Source organism: Haladaptatus sp. AB618 (genome assembly GCF_024136965.1).
Classification (GTDB): domain Archaea; phylum Halobacteriota; class Halobacteria; order Halobacteriales; family Haladaptataceae; genus Haladaptatus.
Genome location: NZ_JAMYJX010000002.1, coordinates 466,721 through 485,180, shown reverse-complemented (window position 1 = coordinate 485,180; position 18,460 = coordinate 466,721). Strand labels below are relative to the sequence as shown.

Below are 18,460 nucleotides of genomic sequence, written 5' to 3'. Positions count from 1 at the left end.
TGTCAGAGAACGACCTGAAAGCGTACTTGGCGGAGAATCCACGAATGATCGGCGTACTGTTCACTATCTGTCTGTTGTTATCACAGGCGGGGAATGCGATGGGGGCAGTATACAATGCGACAAATGGACCATAGCTAATTGAAATCGGAAGCAGAGAGTTCATCACTCCAACGAAGACCATCATCTATTTTCACGGGGAGTAGTTCGAGATCTAATGCATCGTCCAATTCGTTGGAGGATAGTTTCAATTCTGTCAGCATCCCGGAACCGAGATACCGTGTCGAATCTTGCTCCATGACTACAGATACTATAGTCCCCAACCCATAACTCGCAGCCGGGAAAGCATATTGACCGAGTAAAAAATGGTCCTTATTTTTCTGGGTCACTCGAAACATAGCAGGCGTCCCGCTCTCGCTCTGACACAACGTCACCCCACCGTCACCGATCGTCACGTACTCCACGCCGACGACCAGTTCCTCCTTTGCGATACTGAGCGCGGCACGAAGCGAAAAGCCACAGTTCAGCAGGCGGGCGAGTGACCGACCGATCTTCGTCGCCGAGGAGTTGACGACTTCGGCGAGGGTGACGACACCGCCCTTGCTTCCCTTCTCGACCAGCATCTCTCCCTGCCGGTAGGACCGGCAGGCGTTCAACAGGAAGGCATCGACGTTGACCTCCGTGAGCGAGTTCGCGTCGAGGAGGCCGTCCGCACAGCGGAACCCGCCGTCGTCGACGTGACCGATGTAGTGCAGGAAGTCGGCATCGGATTCGAACAGCGCCGCGAGTTCGTCCGTCGTGATCTCCTCGTGAATCGAGACGTCGAACGCCACGAAGTCACGCAGGCCGTAGAACCGCTCCACGACGTTCTCCTCGTCCATCGCCACGTCGTTGCAGACGACGTGGACCTTCAGCGCCGAATCGTCCGGTTCGGTGTAATCGACGGTCTGGCGCAAGGACTCGATGGGGACCTTGTTCGCCCCGATGGGGTAGCCGTTGCCGACCCACGCGTGTTCGGTGGTGTCCGTGGATTCGACCTGGAACAGTTCGTCGTCGCCCCACTCCCACGCCTCGTCGGTGCTCCGCGTGAAGTCGCCTGCCGGAACCGCAGTCCGCGTGAAATCGTCCAGCATCTTCGGTTTCGGTGCGACGGTGTGTGACTCCGGGTTGTGCGGCGTCCGGAGCAACGACAGTTCCTTCGCGAAGTACGGGAGCGCGGGAATCGTCTCCGCCGTCGGCACCACGTCGGTCGTGAGATGCCAATCGAGGAGGTGTGGTTCCAGCGTTTCGAACGGAACCGAGAGGTACTCCGGAAGCTGTTCGGCGAGCGGGCGGTCGTACAGTTCGGCGAAATCGAGATCCACGAGCGGCTCGACCTGCGTGCGCTCGTGCAGTTCGACCTGGTAGTACCCCTCCGTCCGCGTGAGACAGTCAAGGAAGAACGCCTGTCTGAGGACGCGATTGACGGTCGTTTCGTACCCGCCTGCTCCCGCGAGCGGATACTCGAACGAACCCGCAATCAGCCGTGGCGTGCTTCCCGGCACGACGTCTGCGCCGAGGTAGTACGCCAACGACGCGGCGGGATACACGTAGCGCCGTTCGGGCGGTAACACGAGTCGAACGCCCGTCTCCGGTCGCTCGATACCGGTCGGGACGTCGAACGCTTCACCGCGTTCGATGAGCGGCGGATGACCTCGAAGCGTCGGAAACGACCGCTCACAAGTGGTGGTCTTCAGCGCCGACCCGAGATACGAGACGGCGGCCATCGCGTCGTCCACATCGTCGGTGACGGTGATCGTCCCCGCCGGACGCTCGTGAAACGAGCGCGCACCGACGCGGGCCCGGCGACATCCGTCGAATTCGATCATTGCGGATGTCGTACCGTGATTCAACGTCACCGCGCTTTCGACGGCGATGTAGAGTTTCATCGGCGTGCTCTGCACTTCCAGCAGGTAGCTATCGAAATCGAGCGACAGATCGTTGAACGTCGTGGCGTCGGTGGTGATCTCGCCATCCTGCGTTCGTACGACGACCGACAAGTGGTTCGGAATCTCGATGCCGGTGGATTCGAAGCTCACTGCCGCGTCGATGGGGAAGTAAAATCCCGCCGTGTCGATGGGCTCGGTAGTGAGTGGTTCGGCAGTATAGAGTTCGAATCGGACGTTCTCGACCGGGTCGAAAATAGCGAGACCGGAACGCCTGTTGAGTGTGTCGAACTCCATACGTACTCGTTGTGAACGGTATATTTCGGAACGATTATAGTTCTACCCACACCGTCGTTTTGTCGAGTTCCGGCACGTGCCAACGCTGTTCGGCCTTCATCCCCGGTTTCCGTCGCAGTTCGATGCGCGCATCGAACAGCGGTGTCAACTCTCTCACGATGTCCTCCTCATCGTGGACTCGCAGATGATACTGTCCCATCCCGTGAACGCCACGGACCGTCGCGGTGAGGGTACGTAGCGATTGTTTGGTCGCGCATCTGTCCCGTTGGAGGAGGGGAAAGAGCGAGTCGATACCGACACGGAGTTCCGCAGGGAGAAGCCCTTCGGAACGCTCCTCGTAGAAACTGATGGCGGTCTGGATTTCGTCGCGGAGTTGCCGAACGTTGTCCTTCTCCGGCGGGCGAAGATAGGACGCCGCCGACGTCGCGTCGACCGGAATCGAACGTTCACCGTTTCGTTGATCGATTATCCACGTCGTCGGATCGGTGGGTGAGACCGATTCCGGCAGTCGGGATTCGGGACTGTCGATGGTTCGATCGACAAGCGCGAGGATTCGATACCGTCGCTGACCGTGGCCAAACAGGACGCGAGCCGCCTCCGCCGATAGCCAATCCGGCACGTTACCGGTGATGAGGATGTTACTTCCACGCTTCTTCAACCGCTCTAACCACGTTTGGAAGTTCGCGTCGTTACCACCACCGCGAAATCTGAGCATCGAGGCCATATATTATACACTGAACATATATTAAATAAACATACTGGATTGAACGACGCTTGTCAAGATTCGACGGACGGGGAGTCACGACACGTCGTATTGGACAGGTTTCGACGACGGACGCGACCGGTACCGGTTGGTGGAACGCCCACCGCTACGATTCGGCGGGCATCGACACCGTGACGTTGACTGCCACGGACAACACCGGCCATTCGACGGCGTTCGACGTGACGATCACTGTCGTGTAAATTCCTGACACGACGGAAGGGGAACGGAATTTTTGTCGCATAGCTGAATATGTCGGAAGGTTATCCCTCCGCCGTTCCCATCCCTGTCACACAAATACGAACATGATCTCCGAAAAGATATAATACGCCTATATATCAGATCTCATCGTCCCGTATTCCTCTCCTTAATACATACATAACATCTCGATATCAGTGAACTGAGGGGCGTACGCGTTCCAATCATCAAATCGGAGCCCCTTCATGTTTTATCTACATGTATTCCATTCTTAAATCCGTAGAACTAACGAAACGGTGTTGCAAAGTTATGCGGCAATGCGTGAATTTCCGAGACGAGGATGTCTAAATACATGAAGCGAACGAGCATCACACTTCTATTGGTTCTCATGCTGATGGTCGCCGGGTGTTCGTCCCTCGGCGGCAATTCGGCGAGTACGAGTAGCAAGACATCGGTCAGCCAAACCTCCACGAAGGCGGCCGACTCGACCGCCTCCACGAGCAGCGCCGACGGCGGTGGATCGGAATCCACGTCGACAACGACGAGCGAGGCGACACAAACGACGACGACTGCGGCAGCGACTACGACGACCACCACGACTACGACGACGTCCGCAGATTCGTGGACGAAGCCGAAGCCACCGAACACGCCGCTCCAGAACAAGATGGACGAGAACGACGGGAGTCGAATCTCGAACGTCGAGGTCATCCACAAGGAGGAGGCGAGTGACGGCGGTTACTCCAACTTCGACGTGGCATTCTCCGCCAACACCTCGATGAAGCGTGTGGACCCCGCCGAGCACGGTACCGTGCGGGGCGAGCCATACTTCCTCGTCTACGCCAACGGCGACCTCGACAACGGGTCGCGCTTCACCGATACCAGCGGCACGCTCATCGAGCGAACGCCGGTCGTCAGTCAGGAGAAGAACGGCGACTTCGCCATCGAAATCCACCCCGAAGCGCTGGACAAGGCGGGTGCGGATGGCAAGGTCAAACTCATGATCCTCCTGATGGACCGTGACTCCGACTGGGACGACATCTACGGCGTCGCGTGGGTGACGGTGGATTACTCGTCCAGCGAGTAACGCCCGAAGACGACCATCGATTTTGAACTTTTTTCGAACGCAGTAGTGAGAAAGCCGATGACGATGAGTTACAGAGCTACGTGACGGGAGCGAGTAGATGTTCTCTCGTCGAGTAAGACGGTCGAATTCCTACCGTTCTCCGACTTTCCCCTGCCATTCCTGCACCTTCGACATCAATTCGATGGGCGAGATATCGGCGACTTCGACCCCGGCGAGTTCGGAGAGGACAGCCTCCGTCTCGGGGTCGAGCGCGTCCGCTTCGTCCTCCGATTCTTCACCATCCGACTCGCTTTTCCCCGAACCGTTCGCCTGAAACTGGCCCGCCCCGAGGTCGAAGACGGCCTGTACCGTCTCGTTCGACCCCGAACCGCGAGCCTCGATGGCTTTCTCCTGTCTGAGTTTGTCGAGCACATCGCGCGAGCGCTCGACGACCGGCATCGGCACGCCCGCCAAGTCCGCGACGTGAATCCCGTACGAGCGGTTCGTCGGCCCATCGCGAACGGTCCTGAGGAAGGTCACGTCGCCGTCCCGTTCGTCCGCCGCCACGTGGACGTTCTCGACGCGCTCCAGATGGTCGGCGAGCGTCGTCAGTTCGTGGTAGTGGGTCGCGAACAGCGTCTTCGCCCGGACCTCGTTGTGCAGGTACTCCGTCGCGGCCCACGCGATGGAGATGCCGTCGTAGGTCGCGGTTCCGCGCCCCACCTCGTCCAGAATTACCAAGGAGTCCTCGCTCGCGGAGTGGAGGATGTTGCTCAACTCCTGCATCTCGACCATGAACGTCGAGCGACCCTGCGCCAACTCGTCCAGCGCCCCGACGCGGGTGAAGATGCCGTCCACCAAGCCGATGCGGGCCGACCGCGCTGGGACGAAGCTCCCAACCTGTGCGAGCAGGGTGATGAGTGCGGCCTGCCGCATGTACGTCGATTTCCCACTCATGTTCGGCCCGGTGACGATGAGGAACTCGCGGTCGTCGTCCATCCGCACGTCGTTCGGGACGAACTCGGTCGTCCGCTCCACGACGGGGTGACGACCCTGGTCGATATCGAGCCCCGACTCGGCGAGTTCCGGACGCACCCAGCCGTTTTCGACGGCGTGGACGGCCAGACTCGCCAGCACGTCGAGTTCGGCCAGCGTCCGGCCGACGTCCTGTAGCAGTTCGGCGTGTTCCGCGACTCGATTTCTGAGTTCCTTGAACAGGTCGTACTCCAGTTCGCCGCGCCGCTCTTCGAGCCGAAGAATCTCGCGCTCGCGCTCCCGGAGTTCGTCGGTGACGTACCGTTCGGAGTTTTTCAGGGTTTTGACGGCCTCGTACTCCTCCGGGACCTTGCCGGTGTCCGACTTCCCGACCTGCAGGTAGTAGCCGTCCGTCTTGTTGCGGTCCACCTGCAGATGTGAGATGCCGGTTCGGGACTTCTCCCTGCCCGCCAGCGTGTCGAACCATTCCAGATTCTCCTCGTGCTTGTCGATGATCCCGTCCAATTCCTCGTCGTAGCCGCGGCACAGCAAACCGCCCTGGGTGACCGTGTTCGGCGGGTCCTCGGCGAGCGCCTCGGCCAGTTCCTCGCGCAGCGCTTCCGCCTGCGCTCGGTCGGGACGAGAGACGAGTTCGGACAACGGCGAACTCGAAAGCCCGGGCGCGTTGGCGATGGCATCGGCGACCGTCGGCAGAACCGAAAGGCTGTCGCGCACCCGCAGGAGGTCGTGCGCGTCGGCGCTCCCCGACACCGCCTTGCTCGCCAACCGTTCGAGGTCGTAGGCGTCGGCGAGCGTCTCGCGGATCTCCTCGCGGGCCAACGCCGATTCGGCGAACGACCCGACGCTCGACTGGCGTTCCTGAAGCGTCGCCTTCGACCGGCGGGGACGCTGGAGCCACTCCTTCAACAACCGTCGTCCGGCGCTCGTCTTCGTGTGATCCACCGTCTCGAACAGCGACCCCTTGCGGTCCCCGTGCATGGTCTCGGTGAGTTCGAGGTTGCGTTGGGTCGTCGCGTCGAGTTCGACGTGATCGTCCGCGTGGTACGACTGCAGGCGCGTCATCGACCCGAGGACGCCCGCGCCGGTCTCCTCGACGTACGAGAGCACCGCGCCCGCCGCCCGGACCTCCGCTTCGTCGTCGGAATCCAATCCGAGACTGGACAGCGTCTCCTTCCCGAACTGCTCGCGGGTGACGTGGGTTGCCTTTCCGGGTGCGAAGGCGTTCGCGTCGTGGACCGAGATGGACGCGTCGGTGCGGTCGCGAACCCGTTCGAGGAACGAATCGTCGTTTCTGATCTCCGGGCCGGGAAGGACCTCGGCGGGCGCGAACCGGTACAGTTCCGTCAGCGCCTTCGAGTCCGCGTCGGGACCGGAGACTGCGGTGACGAGGAACTTGCCCGTCGTGATGTCCGCGAACGCCAACCCGTAGCCATCGTCCACGCGGACGATTCCGGCGAGATACTGGGCGTCCGCCGAGGACGTTTCGAGGAGCGTACCGGGCGTCACGACCCGCGTTATCTTCCGGGCGTGACCACTGTCCGTCTCGTACTGGTCGGCCACGGCCACCCGATAGCCGCGTTCGACCAGTTGTTTCATGTACGGCGTGAGTTCCGACAGCGGCACGCCAGCCATCGGATAGCTGCTTCCGTGGCTCGATTTCCGCGAGATGTTCAGGTCGAGCACGTCGCCGACCAACTCCGCGTCGTCGGCGAAGAACTCGTAGAAGTCGCCGACCTGCATCGTCAGCACGTCCGCGTCCGTCTCGTCTTTGAGCGAGAGGAACTCCCCGACGATGCCGCCGTCACTCACGGCGGACACCTCTGGAAGCGAGAACCGAAATCATGTGCGAACGTGGGTGGGACGGCGACTAAAACGGTGTGGATTCCGCGCGAAACCGACTCGGTTTCCGCCGTCGCCTGCAGGACGCCAGTACGGTTTTATCGCTTCGGGTCGTCGTCCCTTCCTCCCGTGGTCCCCGCCGTTTCCGCACGTCGACTCGGCGCGACGCTGATGGGGGTCGCCGTCGTCGGGTTCGTCCTCACGCTCGTCGTCAGCGCCGCCGTCGCGCCGCCGATTTCGAACGCTCCGTCGTCCGATTTGTCCGGCCGAACCGTCGTCGGCGTCCAATCGACCTCGACCGATGGGAAGGTCGTCGTGCTCGATTCCGACGGGGAGAAACTGTGGAGCTACGGCCACGCGAACGGCTATCACGACGTGTCGTGGCTGCCCAACGGAACGGTCCTCGCGTCGTTCATCGACGACGGGTATCGGCGCTGCGGACCCTACGAATCACCCTGCGCTCGGACCGGCGTGCGGGTCATCGACCCGAACCCGTCGCCGCACGTCGTCTACCAGTGGACGTTTCCGGTCCGCTCGGGACTGAACAGCGAGGTTCACGACGCCGAGTTGCTTCCGTCGGGCGAACTGCTGGTCGCGGACATGGACAAGGAACGGGTGTTCACGGTCGCGCCGAACGGAACGGTCACGTGGCAGTGGAACGCGAGCGAACGGTACGACCCGCCGTCCGACCCCACGCGAACCGACTGGCTCCACATCAACGACGTGGACCGTATCGGGCCGGGACGGTACCTCGTCAGCGTGCGAAACGCGAACCAACTCGTCGTCATCCAGCGCGGGAAGGGTGTCGTGAACGTGATCAACGAGAACGGGGATTGGCGACTGCTGAACAAACAGCACAACCCCCAGTATCTCTCGAAAAACGCCGTCCTCGTCGCGGACAGCGAGAACGACCGGGTGGTCGAACTCCACCGCCGAAACGGAACGTGGGGAGTCGCGTGGCAGGTCCACGGCGCGGGTGGTCTCGGATTCGACTGGCCGCGCGACGCTGACCGTTTGCCGAACGGCCACACGCTCATCACCGACAGCCGAAACAACCGCGTCGTCGAGTTGAATCGGTCCGGAAAACTGGTGTGGAGCGCGCGTATCTCCTCGCTTCCGTACGAGGCCGACCGTTACCCCGGCGAATATCCCGCCGGGCCGCCCGTGAATTCGAGCGCCAACTTCGGTCCGACGACGACGAAGCTACCCGTCTTCGGCTACCTGCTCGACAGCGCCCGCCACGTCGTTTCGCTTCCGTACTGGGTGGCCGGGTGGCACGTCGCCCTCGGCGGCGTCGCGCTCGTGACGTTCCTCGTCGGAGTCTGGCTGTTCGCTCGGGGATGGAAAAAGTCCGTTGCGTGAGCAACCAGAATTACCACCGACGATACTCTCCTCGCTTTCCACCATGGCGCTCACCCAGATTGACCACCTCGACGCCGAGAAGGACGAGTGTATCGACGACTGTTTCGCCGCCGCACAGGCCTGCGAATGGTGTGCCGACCAGTGTGCGGAAAAAGGCGAAGGCATGGCCAAATGCATCCGGCTCTGTCGTGACGTGGCCGACCTGGCGACCATGCACGCCCGGTTCATGGCCCGCGATTCGAACTTCGACAGCGAACTCGCGGAAGCCTGTGCGGGTGCCTGCGAGGAGTGTGCCGAGGAGTGCTCGCGGCACGACCACGACCACTGTCAGCTCTGTGCCGACGTGCTGGAGGACTGTGCGGAGAGCTGTCGGAACATGATGGCCTAACGCAGACGTGTCGTGGCCTAACGGCGACCCGTGATGGCCTAAACGCCGACTCAGTCCATCACGTCGGCGAGCAGTTCCAAACTATCATCTTCTGGCGCGTCCGGCACGCTCAGCATGAACGTCTCGATGCCCACGTCCTCGTAGCGCTCCAGTTCCGTCCGAACCTCGTCCGGCGTCCCGACCAGCGCCGTCTCCAGATAGCCCGCGAGGAAGAACTCCCGCGGTTCGCTCGGTTCACCGTTCAAATGCCGGTCGGCGAAGCGTTCGCGCTTCGCCTCGGCGTCTTCCCGCGAGTCGGCGACGAACGCGAACAGTTCGGCGGATTTCGTGATGTCCTCGTAGCGCTCCTCGTTCTCACAGTGTTCCCGAAGCACGGCCAACTTTTCCGCGAACCCGTCAGGGTCGAGGGTGCCGTAATTCCATCCGTCAGCGAGTTCGGCCGTGTACCGGAGCGTGAACTGCTCCCCGGCCCCGCCGATCCAGATCGGCGGGTGGGGTTCCTGCACCGGCTCCGGGCGGCAGAACGCCTCCTCCAGATCGAACTGCTCGCCGTGGTGGGAGAACCGCTCGTTCGTCCAGAGGCCGTGGAGAACCTCGACGGTCTCTCGCAGTCGCTCGATGCGGGCGGCGGGCGGTTCGCGGAACTCGTAACCGAAACGCTCGAACTCGTCCCGGTACCATCCCGCGCCCAGGCCGAGGTCGAGGCGGCCATCGCTCACGCGGTCCACGGTCGCCGCCATCTTCGCCAGCAGGGACGGGTGGCGATAGGCCTGACAGTCCACCAGCGTCCCGAGTCGAATGTCGTCGGTCGCCTCCGCGAGCGCCGCGAGCGTCGTCCACGGTTCGTAGGTGTCCTGCTCGATGTCGCCGATCCACGATTGGAAGTGGTCTTCGAGCCACAGGCCGTCGAATCCGTGCTCCTCGGCGTCGTGAGCCACGTCCCGTATCGTCCCGTACTCGTGGCCGTACTGGGGCAGGATGATGCCGACGTCGGCGTTCATGGTGATGCCCCCTCCTCGTCTTTCTCGTCCGGTTCCCGCGCCTCCAGCGCGGAGAGGAGCGCCAGCGTCCGTCGCTGGAGTTCCTCGGAGTCCGCCGCGAGCAGTTTCACGATGGCCTCCTTGCCGACCTCCCCGCGGTCGATTATCGCGATGGGCGTTCCGCTCGCCGACTCGAACGCCCGTCGGGCACCCCAACCCATCGTGCTCCCCTCCTCGGCCTTCACGTCCGCCGGTTCCTCCCCGCGGTCGAACTCCGCGACCTCGCCGCTGAGCGTCGAGAGCGCGTTTTCCACGTCGCTATCGAATCGACAGTTGACCGCGAACCGCAGGCTGGGGTCGTTCTCCCGCGCCGAGAGCAGGAACCGGGCGACGTGGCTCGACGCGCCGAATCGCACGCCTCGGTTCGGTTTCACGCCGGTCATGGTTCGCGTGATTCGCCCCTCGACGGCGGCGGTTTCGTCCACCGCCTCGGCGTACGGCGTCGCCCCGACGACGTTCATCCCGACCTCCGGGACGAGGGCGCTCACGTCCCGCTCGACGAACAACTGAACGACGCTTTCGACCGCCTCGGCCGTGTCGTTCCGCGCCGCCCGGTTCCGGAGTTCGACGAGGTGGTGAACCGCTCCCGGTCCCTCGCCGACGTCGGCGGCGTAGCGGACCGCGCGCTCCATGAACGCCGTCGCGCCGCCGACCGCCGTTCGAAGGTCGTCGCCCAACGCGAGTCGGGCGGTGATGGCGCTGGCGAGCGTGCATCCCGACCCGTGAGTCGCCTCCGTTGCGATGCGCGGGTGTTCGAAGACGTCGATGCCGTCGGCCGTGACGAGCACGTCCCGAACCGTCTCGCCGGGGACGTGACCGCCCTTCACGAGCGCGGCGTCCGCACCCATCTCGCGGAGCGCCTCGCCCGCTGCCGCGGCGCTCTCGTCGTCCGTTAGCTCGATGCCCGTCAGGACTTCGGCCTCGTCCGTGTTGGGCGTGACGAGGGTCGCGTGGGTGAACAGGTCCGCGTAGGCTTCCTCGCCCGCCGAGTCGAGCAGTCGGTCGCCCGACGCCGCGACCATCACGGGGTCCACGACGGCCGGGATTTCCAGACCGGAGACCTGCTCCGCGACGCTCCGGACGACCGGGGCTTCCGCGAGCATGCCGGTCTTGACCGCCCGAACGTCGAAATCCGAGAGGACGGCCTCACATTGGGCTTCGACCTCCTCGACCGGGAGCGTGGAAAATCCCTCGACCCCGCGGGTGTTCTGTGCCGTGACGCTCGTGATGGCGCTGGTGCCGAACACGCCGTGTGCTTCCATCGTCTTCAGGTCGGCCTGAATCCCCGCGCCGCCGCCGGAGTCGCTTCCGGCGATGGTCAGCGCGACGGGGAGAGAGACCGGTGCTGGTTCTCTACTCATGTTGATTTCTCCATGAACTCCTCGAAGGCACCCCAGAACGGGTCCACCTCGGGATGTTCGATTTCCTCACCGTCCACCGTGACGCCGGTGCCGTCCCGAACCTCGCCGATGTCACCCGCCGGAATCCCGGCGTCGTCGAACGCGGCGAGGACGTCGTCGGCGTCCTCCGGCGCGACGGCCAGCAACAGCGTTCCCTCGCTGATGGAGGACCACGGGTCGATGTCGAAGAACTCGCAGGCCTCCAGCACGCCCGGCAGGACCGGCACGTCGTCGTGGCGCACGTCGAGGCGGACCCCGCTCGCGGCCGCCATCTCGGTCAACGCGCCGTGCACCCCGCCCTCCGTCGCGTCGTGCATGGCCGACACGTCGCCCGCCTCCGCCGCTATCCGGGCGTCCTCGACCGGACTCATGTCGTAAAACCGGTCTTTCGCCTGCTCGACGGTCTCCTCCGGAAGGTCCATCAGGTCCTCGAACTGGTTGCTCAGGAGGCCGGTTGCCTCGACTGCCGGACCTTTCGTGAGCAGGACGCGGTCGCCAGGGCGCGCGCCGTTCGGTCGGACCACGTCGTCCGGGTCGCCGACGGCCATCGCGGTGGCCCCGCCGACCATCGGGTAGTTACAGCCCGCGTATCTGGCGGTGTGTCCCGTGACGACGCTGACGTTCATCTCGTTGGCCTCACGGTCGAACGTCTGCCAAATCGTGGCGAACTGCTCGTCCGTAATCTCCGGCGGGAGGTTGAAATCCACCGCGAGATGGGTGGGTTGCAGGCCGCTCACCGCCACGTCGCTCATCAGGATGTGGAACGCGAACCACGCCGCCCGCTCGAAGCCGAGCGAGGGCATGATGTAGATGGGGTCGGTCGCGGTGGCGACCGCTTTGTCGCCGACCTTGATGACGCCGAAATCGACGCCGTGCTGTGGCCCCAGCGTCACGTCGTCGCGCTCCGCACCGAGATGCGGGAAGATGTACTCCTCGAAGAATTCGCTGTCTACTTTGCCGAGATCGGTCATCACGTCGGGATATTACTTGGTTGTATTTAGCGGTGGTGTTCACTCCCGGTCGGCCGACAACTCGGCGAACACCTGCAACGAGGGGTCTACATCGGGATGCTCGATTCGGTCGCCATCGACGTAGACGCCATCGCCCTCGCTCACCTTCCCCATTTCGGCCGCCGGAATATCCGCGTCGTCGAACGCGGCGAGGACGGTTTCGGCAGCCTCGGCTTCGACCGTCAGGACGAGCGTCCCCTCGGTCGTGGACGCCCACGGATCGATATCGAAATAGTCGCAGGCTTCCAGCACGCCCGGCAGAATCGGCACGTCGTCGTGGCTCACGTCGAAGCGGACGCCCGCCGAGCGCGCCATCTCGACCAGCGCGCCGTGAATCCCGCACTCAGTCGCGTCGTGCATGGCCGTCACGCCGCCCGCCTCCGCCGCGACCAGCGCGTCCTCGACCGGACTCATGTCGTAGAACCGGTCCTTGGCGTCCGCGATATCGTCCTCCGGCAGGTCGATCCGGTCCTCGAACAGCGTCACCAGAAAGCCCGCCGTCTCCACGCCCGGTCCCTTCGTCACCAACACGCTGTCGCCCGGTCTCGCGCCGTCCGGGCGGACGAGGTCTTGCTTCTCTCCGATGGCCAACGTCGTCGCGCCGCCGACCCACGGATACTGACAGCCCGAATACCGGGCGGTGTGCCCCGTGACGATGCTGACGCCCAGCTTTTTCGCCTCGCGGTCGAAGGTTTTCCAGACCTCCGCGAACTCCTCGTCCGCGATCTCCGGCGGGAGGTTGAACTCCACCGCGAGGTGGCTCGGATGCAGGCCGCTCACCGCCACGTCGCTCATCACGACGTGGAACGCGAACCATCCGGCCTTCTCGAAACCGAGTTCCGGGAGCAGCGAGAGCGGGTCCGTGGCGAGCGCGACGACGTGGTCGCCAACATCGATTACGCCAAAGTCCACGCCGTGTTTCGGGCCGAGGAGTTCGTCCTCGCGCTCCGCGCCGAGATAGGGGTAGATGTGTTCGTCGAAGAAATCGCGGTCTATCTTCCCGATGTCGGTCATACGGAACGTATTTCCGCCGCGCACAAATCCGTGCTGATTCGTGGAATCGGGGATTCAACGGAATTTGCCACGAGAGGTCACCGCGATTTCCGTGGCTACGATCGCCGAGCAGCACTGAAACCGCACCGCACCCGCTTGCTTGCGGCGTTGGCGTGAGACGACGATATTGCCGCGAGCGGAGGGTTTCGAGGTCGCCGTAGCAGTCGGGAAATCAGGACGAGGGTACCCGCGACGGTGACAACGACTAAGCAAATCCGTGGCGTTTTCCATCCGTTATGCCACCGGAACGTGTACTCGTGGCGGGAGCGACGGGGCGACAGGGTGGGGCCGTCGCGCGCCACCTCCTGGAACGCGGCGTTGAAGTCCACGCGCTGACCAGGGACGGGGGAAGCGACGCTGCCCGAGAACTCGACGAACGGGGTGCGGTCGTCGTGGAGGGAGACCTCGGGGAGAAGGAGTCGCTCGTGCACGCCGTGCGCGATGTGGATGGCGTGTACGGCGTCACCACGTGGGCCGCCGGATTGGACGCCGAAGTCGAACAGGGGACGAATCTCGGGGAAGTCGCCGCCGACCACGGCGTCGACCACTTCGTTTTCAGTTCGGTATGGGGTGCGAACGAGAATTCGGGCGTTCCGTTCTTCGACACGAAAGCGACCATCGAGCGACGACTGTCGGATCTCGATCTGCCGTTGACGGTCGTCCGGCCCGTGTTCTTCATGCAGAACTTGGAGGGCATGCGCGACGACATCATGAACGAGACGCTTTCGATGGCGCTCGAACCGCGCACGCCGTTGTACATGGTGGACGTGGACGACATCGGCGCAATCGTCGCGGAGGCCTTCGCGAAGCGAGCGAACTACGTCGAGCGGGAAATCGACCTCGCGGGTGACGAACTCACGTTGTCGGCGATGGCGGTTCGGCTGTCGAAGAGTATCGGAATCGACGTGACCGCCGACCACGTTCCCATCGACGCCTTCGAAAAGCGGGCGGGAGAGGACTATGCGGCGATGTACCGCTGGTTCAACCGCGGGGATGCACCCATCGACCTCGCCGAGTTGCGGTCGTCTCACGACGTACAGTTCACGCTGTTCGAGGAGTATCTGGACGAACACGAGTGGAGCGGATCAGTAGGCTAGTCCCCCCGCCAAAGCTTTGGGGTCGAACGTCGTGTCAGGTGTATGGTTCGAACGTACGAGTTCGAAGGGGGTGAGCCGTCGATACACGAAGAGGCCCACGTTTGCCGGGAGGCGACGTTGGTCGGGGACGTGACGGTCGAAGCCGACGCCAGCGTCTGGCCCGGTGCGGTGCTACGGGGTGATGCGGCACCGGTGCGAATCGGCCAAGAGTCACACATCGGGGACAACGCGGTGCTCCACGCATCGACCGTCGGCGACCGAGTGATGGTCGGTCACGGTGCGGTGCTGAACGAAGCGACGATCGGCGACGGGTCCCTCGTCGGATTTAACGCGACCATAAACACGGGCGTCCACGTCGGCGAGCGGAGCATCGTTGCCGCAGGGACTGTGACCCTCGAAGAGGCGGACATCCCGCCGGAGTCGTTCGTTCGGGGGGTTCCCGCGCAGGTGACGCCGCTTTCGGAGACGACCATCGACGCGGCGGACATCTTCGAATCGTACTCGTCGGGCGAGTACACGGGACTCGCCGAGCGCCACGAAGGACTGTTCGAGTAGGATCGATACGGGGGTGAAGAGGGTCGATACGGCGGGTCAGAGCCTAATAAAGAAACTTGCAAACGCAACCCATGCAGTGATTGGTTTGACCCTCGAATATGCGTGATGAGCGACAAAACTAATGAACGAGACTGCTGAAGGATTTGCTGCCGACTCAGGGAGGGGAGATACGATGTCTGATACTGCTCTTCAGTTCGGAAACCGCGAATTGGTCCTGGTGTCGAACAGGGAACCGTACGTCCACGAGCGAGTGGACGGTGAGATTCAAGTCGTTCGACCGACCGGCGGCCTCACGTCCGCGCTCGATCCCATGATGGCGAACACCGGGGGAACGTGGGTCGCGTGGGGGAGCGGCGACGGCGACGACGAGATGAGCGACGAGAACGGTTGTGTTCGCGTCCCGCCGGAGTCTCCCTCGTACGACTTGAAGCGCGTCTCGCTCACGGACGAACAGGTACAGAACTACTACTACGGCTACAGCAATCAGGTGCTCTGGCCAATGTGTCACTCCGATACGGCCAAGATGACGCCGAAACCGGAGTTCTGGGAGCACTATCGGGAAACCAACGAACACTTCGCGGACGCGATACGGGAGCAAGTGGACCCATCGGAAGCCGTCATCTGGTTTCAGGATTATCACTTCGCGCTCGCCCCGCGGCGGATCCGGGAGGAGTGTCCCGACGCGTTCTGCATGCAGTTCTGGCACATCCCGTGGCCGTCGTGGGACGTGCTCCAAAGCTGTCCGGAGTACGAGGAACTGCTCGACGGACTGCTGGCGAACGACCTGCTCGGCTTCCACACCGACCGCTACTGCGAGAACTTCCTCGACTGCGTCGAACGGGCGTTCGACGCCGAGGTGGATCACGAAGCCGGGTGGGTTCGCTACGAAGGGCGAACGATTCAGGTCGAATCCTTCCCGCTCGGTATCGACGCCGCGGAACGGCGACAGCTCGCGGGGTCGTCGGAGGCCGACGACGCGTGGGAATCGCTCCGCGAAACGTACGCGCTCGACGCCGACCGGTTGGCCGTCGGGGTGGACCGACTCGACTACACGAAAGGAATCGAGCAGCGGCTCGCCGCACTCGAACGGCTCTGGGAGAAGTATCCCGAGCGGCGCGAAACGTTCACGTACGTCCAGAAGGCGAGCGAGAGCCGAAGTCAGATCGACGACTATCAGCGCGTCAAGGAGAACGTGACGAGCGAAGTCGAGCGGATCAACGACCGATTCGGGACGGCGACGTGGCAACCGATCGTCTACATCGACGACCACCTCTCCCCGGTCACGCTGGCCGCGCTGTATCGGGAATCGGACATGGTGCTCGTGAGTTCGCTCCGCGATGGGATGAACCTCGTCGCGAAGGAGTTCGTCGCCTCACAGGTCGACGATCCGGGAGTGTTGGTCCTCAGCGAACTCGTCGGCGCACACGAGGCGCTCGGCGAGTGGGCGATAACCGTCCACCCGAACGACACCGAAGCGTTCGCGGATAGCATCGAGGAAGCCTTGGAGATGGACGAATCGGAGCGAGCGACCCGAATGGAGCCGCTACGAGCGTCGGTAGAGGAAAACGACATCGAGGCGTGGAAAAACAGCGTGCTGCAGAGTGCGAGCAAGGTGTTGAGTCGAAAGGAGACGACGGCCCAACGCGATACGACGGGAACGACAACGGAATACACGAACGAATGATCGGAAGCGGGTCGGCTTCCGCGTATCGGCGTTTACTGTACCTCGTAGCGGACCGCTTCCGCCGCAGTCCGTAGCGGACTGCTCGGACGCCGCTACGATTTCGACGTCGGGTATCTCATCGGTCCAGCAGGTCGGCCCGACAGTCCTCGGTTAGCTGACGGAGGCCGTCGCTGATTTCGACGGGGTAGGAACCCGGCGCACGGAGGTCGCGACAGTCGTCCGGGAGACATCGCCGTCGCCTTCCCGCCCGTTCGGCGATTGCGCCGAGTTCGGAGGAGTCGGCGACGCGCTCCCCGTCCTCGTAGACGAACACCAGTTGGTCCTCGCCGGGTGCGTCCTCGCCACGCAGTGCGATCACGTCCTTTTCGTAGGTGCCGTCGTCGTCCTCCTCGATTCTGCGGACGCTCTTCGCCCCGGGGTACGTGACTTTCCCCGACGACAGTTTCATGCTCGGTCGCATCTCGCCGTCGTGTTCGATTTCGGTGAGTTTGTAGACGAGGTCGAGCGACGGGGCATCCCCGCTCGTCGTCAGTGCGGTACCGGGACCGAACCCGGTCGCCACACCGCCCTCACGCAGGAAGTCGGCGATCTTGTACTCGTCCATGCTGGAGGAGACGAAGATCGGTCGGTCGCCGACTATTTCGGCGACATCTTTCGAGAGGGAAACGAGGTCGCCGGAGTCGAGTCGCACGCCGACCTCGGCGTCGTGCTCGTCGGTCAGTTCCATCGCCAACTTCGCCCCTTCGACGGTATCGTAGGTGTCCACCAGCAGAATCGTGTCCTCGTGATACTGATCGAGGAACGTCTCGAAGGCGTCGCGCTCGCTCTCGAAGCTCTGGACCCACGAGTGGGCCATCGTCCCGTACACCGGGAGGGAAAACGCCTCCCCTGCGGAGACGAGCGAGGTTCCGTCGAAGCCACCGATCGCCGCGGCGCGGGCGGCTTTCATCCCGGCGTCGGTACCGTGGGCGCGTCGGGCACCGAAATCCACGAGCGATTGGCCGTCGCCGTGGCGTTCGACCGCTTCGCGCATCCGAGCGGCTTTGGTCGCCACGAGGCTCTGAAAGCCGACCTGATTCAACAGCAGGGTCTCGAACAGTTGGGCTTCGAAGATGGGCGCGGTCACCTCCACGATGGGTTCGTTCGGGAACACGGGCGTCCCCTCCGGGAGCGCCCGCACGGTACCGGTGAACTCGAACTCCGCGAGTCGGGAGAGGAAGTCATCGTCGAACCCGCGACCGGCGAGATACGAGATCGCTCGTTCCCCGAACGAGATGGAATCGATGTAGGCCATCGCCTGTTCGAGTCCGGCCGCGAGGACGTACCCCCTATCCGATGGCAGTTTGCGGAAGAAAAGGCTGAACGTCGCCCGCGGGTTGTGGTCCGCGGCGTGGTACCCCTGCAACATCGTCAACTCGTAGAGGTCGGTGAACAACCCCAAATTTTCGGGCGTGATGTAGCCGAACCGCTCCGCTGGTTGGTTCCCCCCAGTCATAGACGCCGAGACGACGCCGCCACAGTAATAGTTGGGGGACGGTTCGGGTTCGAATCGGAGAACGGCACGAATTCAAATCGAGGGACGGTACGAGTTCGAATCGAGGGACGGTTCGGGTTCGAGGGACCCCGGCGAGACGCGTTTATTCGTCGGGACCCTACTTCGTCCCATGAACCTGGAATCGCTCAAACCCGATTTCCTCACGCCGAACTGGAAATGCCACTCGTGCGGGAAGAAGTACTGGCGCAACCCTCGACAGTGCGGCCGCTGTCAGAGCACGGTCTTCGACAAGATTCGATAG

Annotated in this window: 16 protein-coding genes; 8 read left to right on the top strand and 8 right to left on the bottom strand. The window is 63.2% G+C overall.

The genetic code is table 11. The features are described 5' to 3' along the window. Positions 1-134: 134 nt before the first annotated feature. On the bottom strand, positions 135-2,219 hold the full coding sequence (locus NKF26_RS09300) for a hypothetical protein (protein ID WP_253226525.1): 2,085 nt from the start codon (positions 2,217-2,219) through the stop codon (positions 135-137). 34 nt (positions 2,220-2,253) lie between these two features. Next, complete coding sequence (locus NKF26_RS09295; protein ID WP_253226526.1) at positions 2,254-2,943, bottom strand: hypothetical protein; 690 nt, start codon at positions 2,941-2,943, stop codon at positions 2,254-2,256. Between the two features lie 50 nt (positions 2,944-2,993). Between NKF26_RS09295 and NKF26_RS09290 the strand changes: the two genes are divergently transcribed. After that, a complete protein-coding gene (locus NKF26_RS09290) occupies positions 2,994-3,182 on the top strand; it encodes a hypothetical protein (RefSeq protein WP_253234211.1) in 189 nt (62 codons plus the stop codon). Between the two features lie 347 nt (positions 3,183-3,529). Continuing rightward, a complete protein-coding gene (locus tag NKF26_RS09285; protein WP_253226528.1) occupies positions 3,530-4,261 on the top strand; it encodes a hypothetical protein in 732 nt (243 codons plus the stop codon). A 129-nt stretch (positions 4,262-4,390) separates the two neighbouring features. On the opposite strand, the gene mutS is transcribed toward NKF26_RS09285, so the two are convergent. Continuing rightward, on the bottom strand, positions 4,391-7,045 hold the full coding sequence (gene mutS, locus NKF26_RS09280; protein ID WP_369682130.1) for a DNA mismatch repair protein MutS: 2,655 nt from the start codon (positions 7,043-7,045) through the stop codon (positions 4,391-4,393). 159 nt (positions 7,046-7,204) lie between these two features. On the opposite strand from mutS, the gene NKF26_RS09275 reads away from it, so the two are divergent. After that, positions 7,205-8,437, top strand: a complete 1,233-nt coding sequence (locus NKF26_RS09275) for an aryl-sulfate sulfotransferase (protein WP_369682129.1) — start codon at positions 7,205-7,207, stop codon at positions 8,435-8,437. 43 nt (positions 8,438-8,480) lie between these two features. Further along, positions 8,481-8,825 carry a four-helix bundle copper-binding protein gene (locus NKF26_RS09270; RefSeq protein ID WP_066143921.1) on the top strand — a complete coding sequence of 115 codons (345 nt, stop codon included), beginning with the start codon at positions 8,481-8,483 and terminating at the stop codon, positions 8,823-8,825. A gap of 50 nt (positions 8,826-8,875) precedes the next feature. On the opposite strand, the gene NKF26_RS09265 is transcribed toward NKF26_RS09270, so the two are convergent. The 4 genes from NKF26_RS09265 to NKF26_RS09250 are packed head-to-tail and all read right to left on the bottom strand — an operon-like array spanning position 8,876 to position 13,289. Beyond that, entirely contained in the window at positions 8,876-9,826 is a 951-nt protein-coding gene (locus tag NKF26_RS09265) for an LLM class flavin-dependent oxidoreductase (protein ID WP_253234210.1), read from the bottom strand. Next, positions 9,823-11,226, bottom strand: a complete 1,404-nt coding sequence (gene thiD, locus NKF26_RS09260; protein WP_253234209.1) for a bifunctional hydroxymethylpyrimidine kinase/phosphomethylpyrimidine kinase — start codon at positions 11,224-11,226, stop codon at positions 9,823-9,825. Before thiD ends, NKF26_RS09265 begins: the two co-directional genes overlap by 4 nt. After that, positions 11,223-12,236 (bottom strand): AIR synthase family protein, encoded by a 1,014-nt coding sequence (locus NKF26_RS09255; RefSeq protein WP_253226533.1) that lies wholly within the window; start codon positions 12,234-12,236, stop codon positions 11,223-11,225. The genes thiD and NKF26_RS09255 overlap by 4 nt, the downstream gene beginning before the upstream one ends. A 39-nt stretch (positions 12,237-12,275) precedes the next feature. After that, a complete protein-coding gene (locus tag NKF26_RS09250) occupies positions 12,276-13,289 on the bottom strand; it encodes an AIR synthase family protein (RefSeq protein WP_253234208.1) in 1,014 nt (337 codons plus the stop codon). A gap of 275 nt (positions 13,290-13,564) precedes the next feature. Between NKF26_RS09250 and NKF26_RS09245 the strand changes: the two genes are divergently transcribed. From NKF26_RS09245 to NKF26_RS09235, 3 genes are all read left to right on the top strand, one after another. After that, positions 13,565-14,425: an NmrA/HSCARG family protein gene (locus NKF26_RS09245; protein WP_253226535.1), complete on the top strand. Its 861-nt coding sequence runs from the start codon at positions 13,565-13,567 to the stop codon at positions 14,423-14,425. 42 nt (positions 14,426-14,467) lie between these two features. Further along, entirely contained in the window at positions 14,468-14,980 is a 513-nt protein-coding gene (locus NKF26_RS09240) for a gamma carbonic anhydrase family protein (protein WP_253234207.1), read from the top strand. Positions 14,981-15,152: 172 nt separating this feature from the next. Beyond that, positions 15,153-16,664: a trehalose-6-phosphate synthase gene (locus tag NKF26_RS09235; RefSeq protein ID WP_253234206.1), complete on the top strand. Its 1,512-nt coding sequence runs from the start codon at positions 15,153-15,155 to the stop codon at positions 16,662-16,664. A 115-nt stretch (positions 16,665-16,779) separates the two neighbouring features. Here the strand turns inward: NKF26_RS09235 and NKF26_RS09230 are convergent, their stop codons facing one another. After that, positions 16,780-18,159: a nicotinate phosphoribosyltransferase gene (locus tag NKF26_RS09230; RefSeq protein WP_253234205.1), complete on the bottom strand. Its 1,380-nt coding sequence runs from the start codon at positions 18,157-18,159 to the stop codon at positions 16,780-16,782. A 169-nt stretch (positions 18,160-18,328) separates the two neighbouring features. On the opposite strand from NKF26_RS09230, the gene NKF26_RS24095 reads away from it, so the two are divergent. Next, positions 18,329-18,460 carry a hypothetical protein gene (locus NKF26_RS24095; protein WP_255359094.1) on the top strand — a complete coding sequence of 44 codons (132 nt, stop codon included), beginning with the start codon at positions 18,329-18,331 and terminating at the stop codon, positions 18,458-18,460.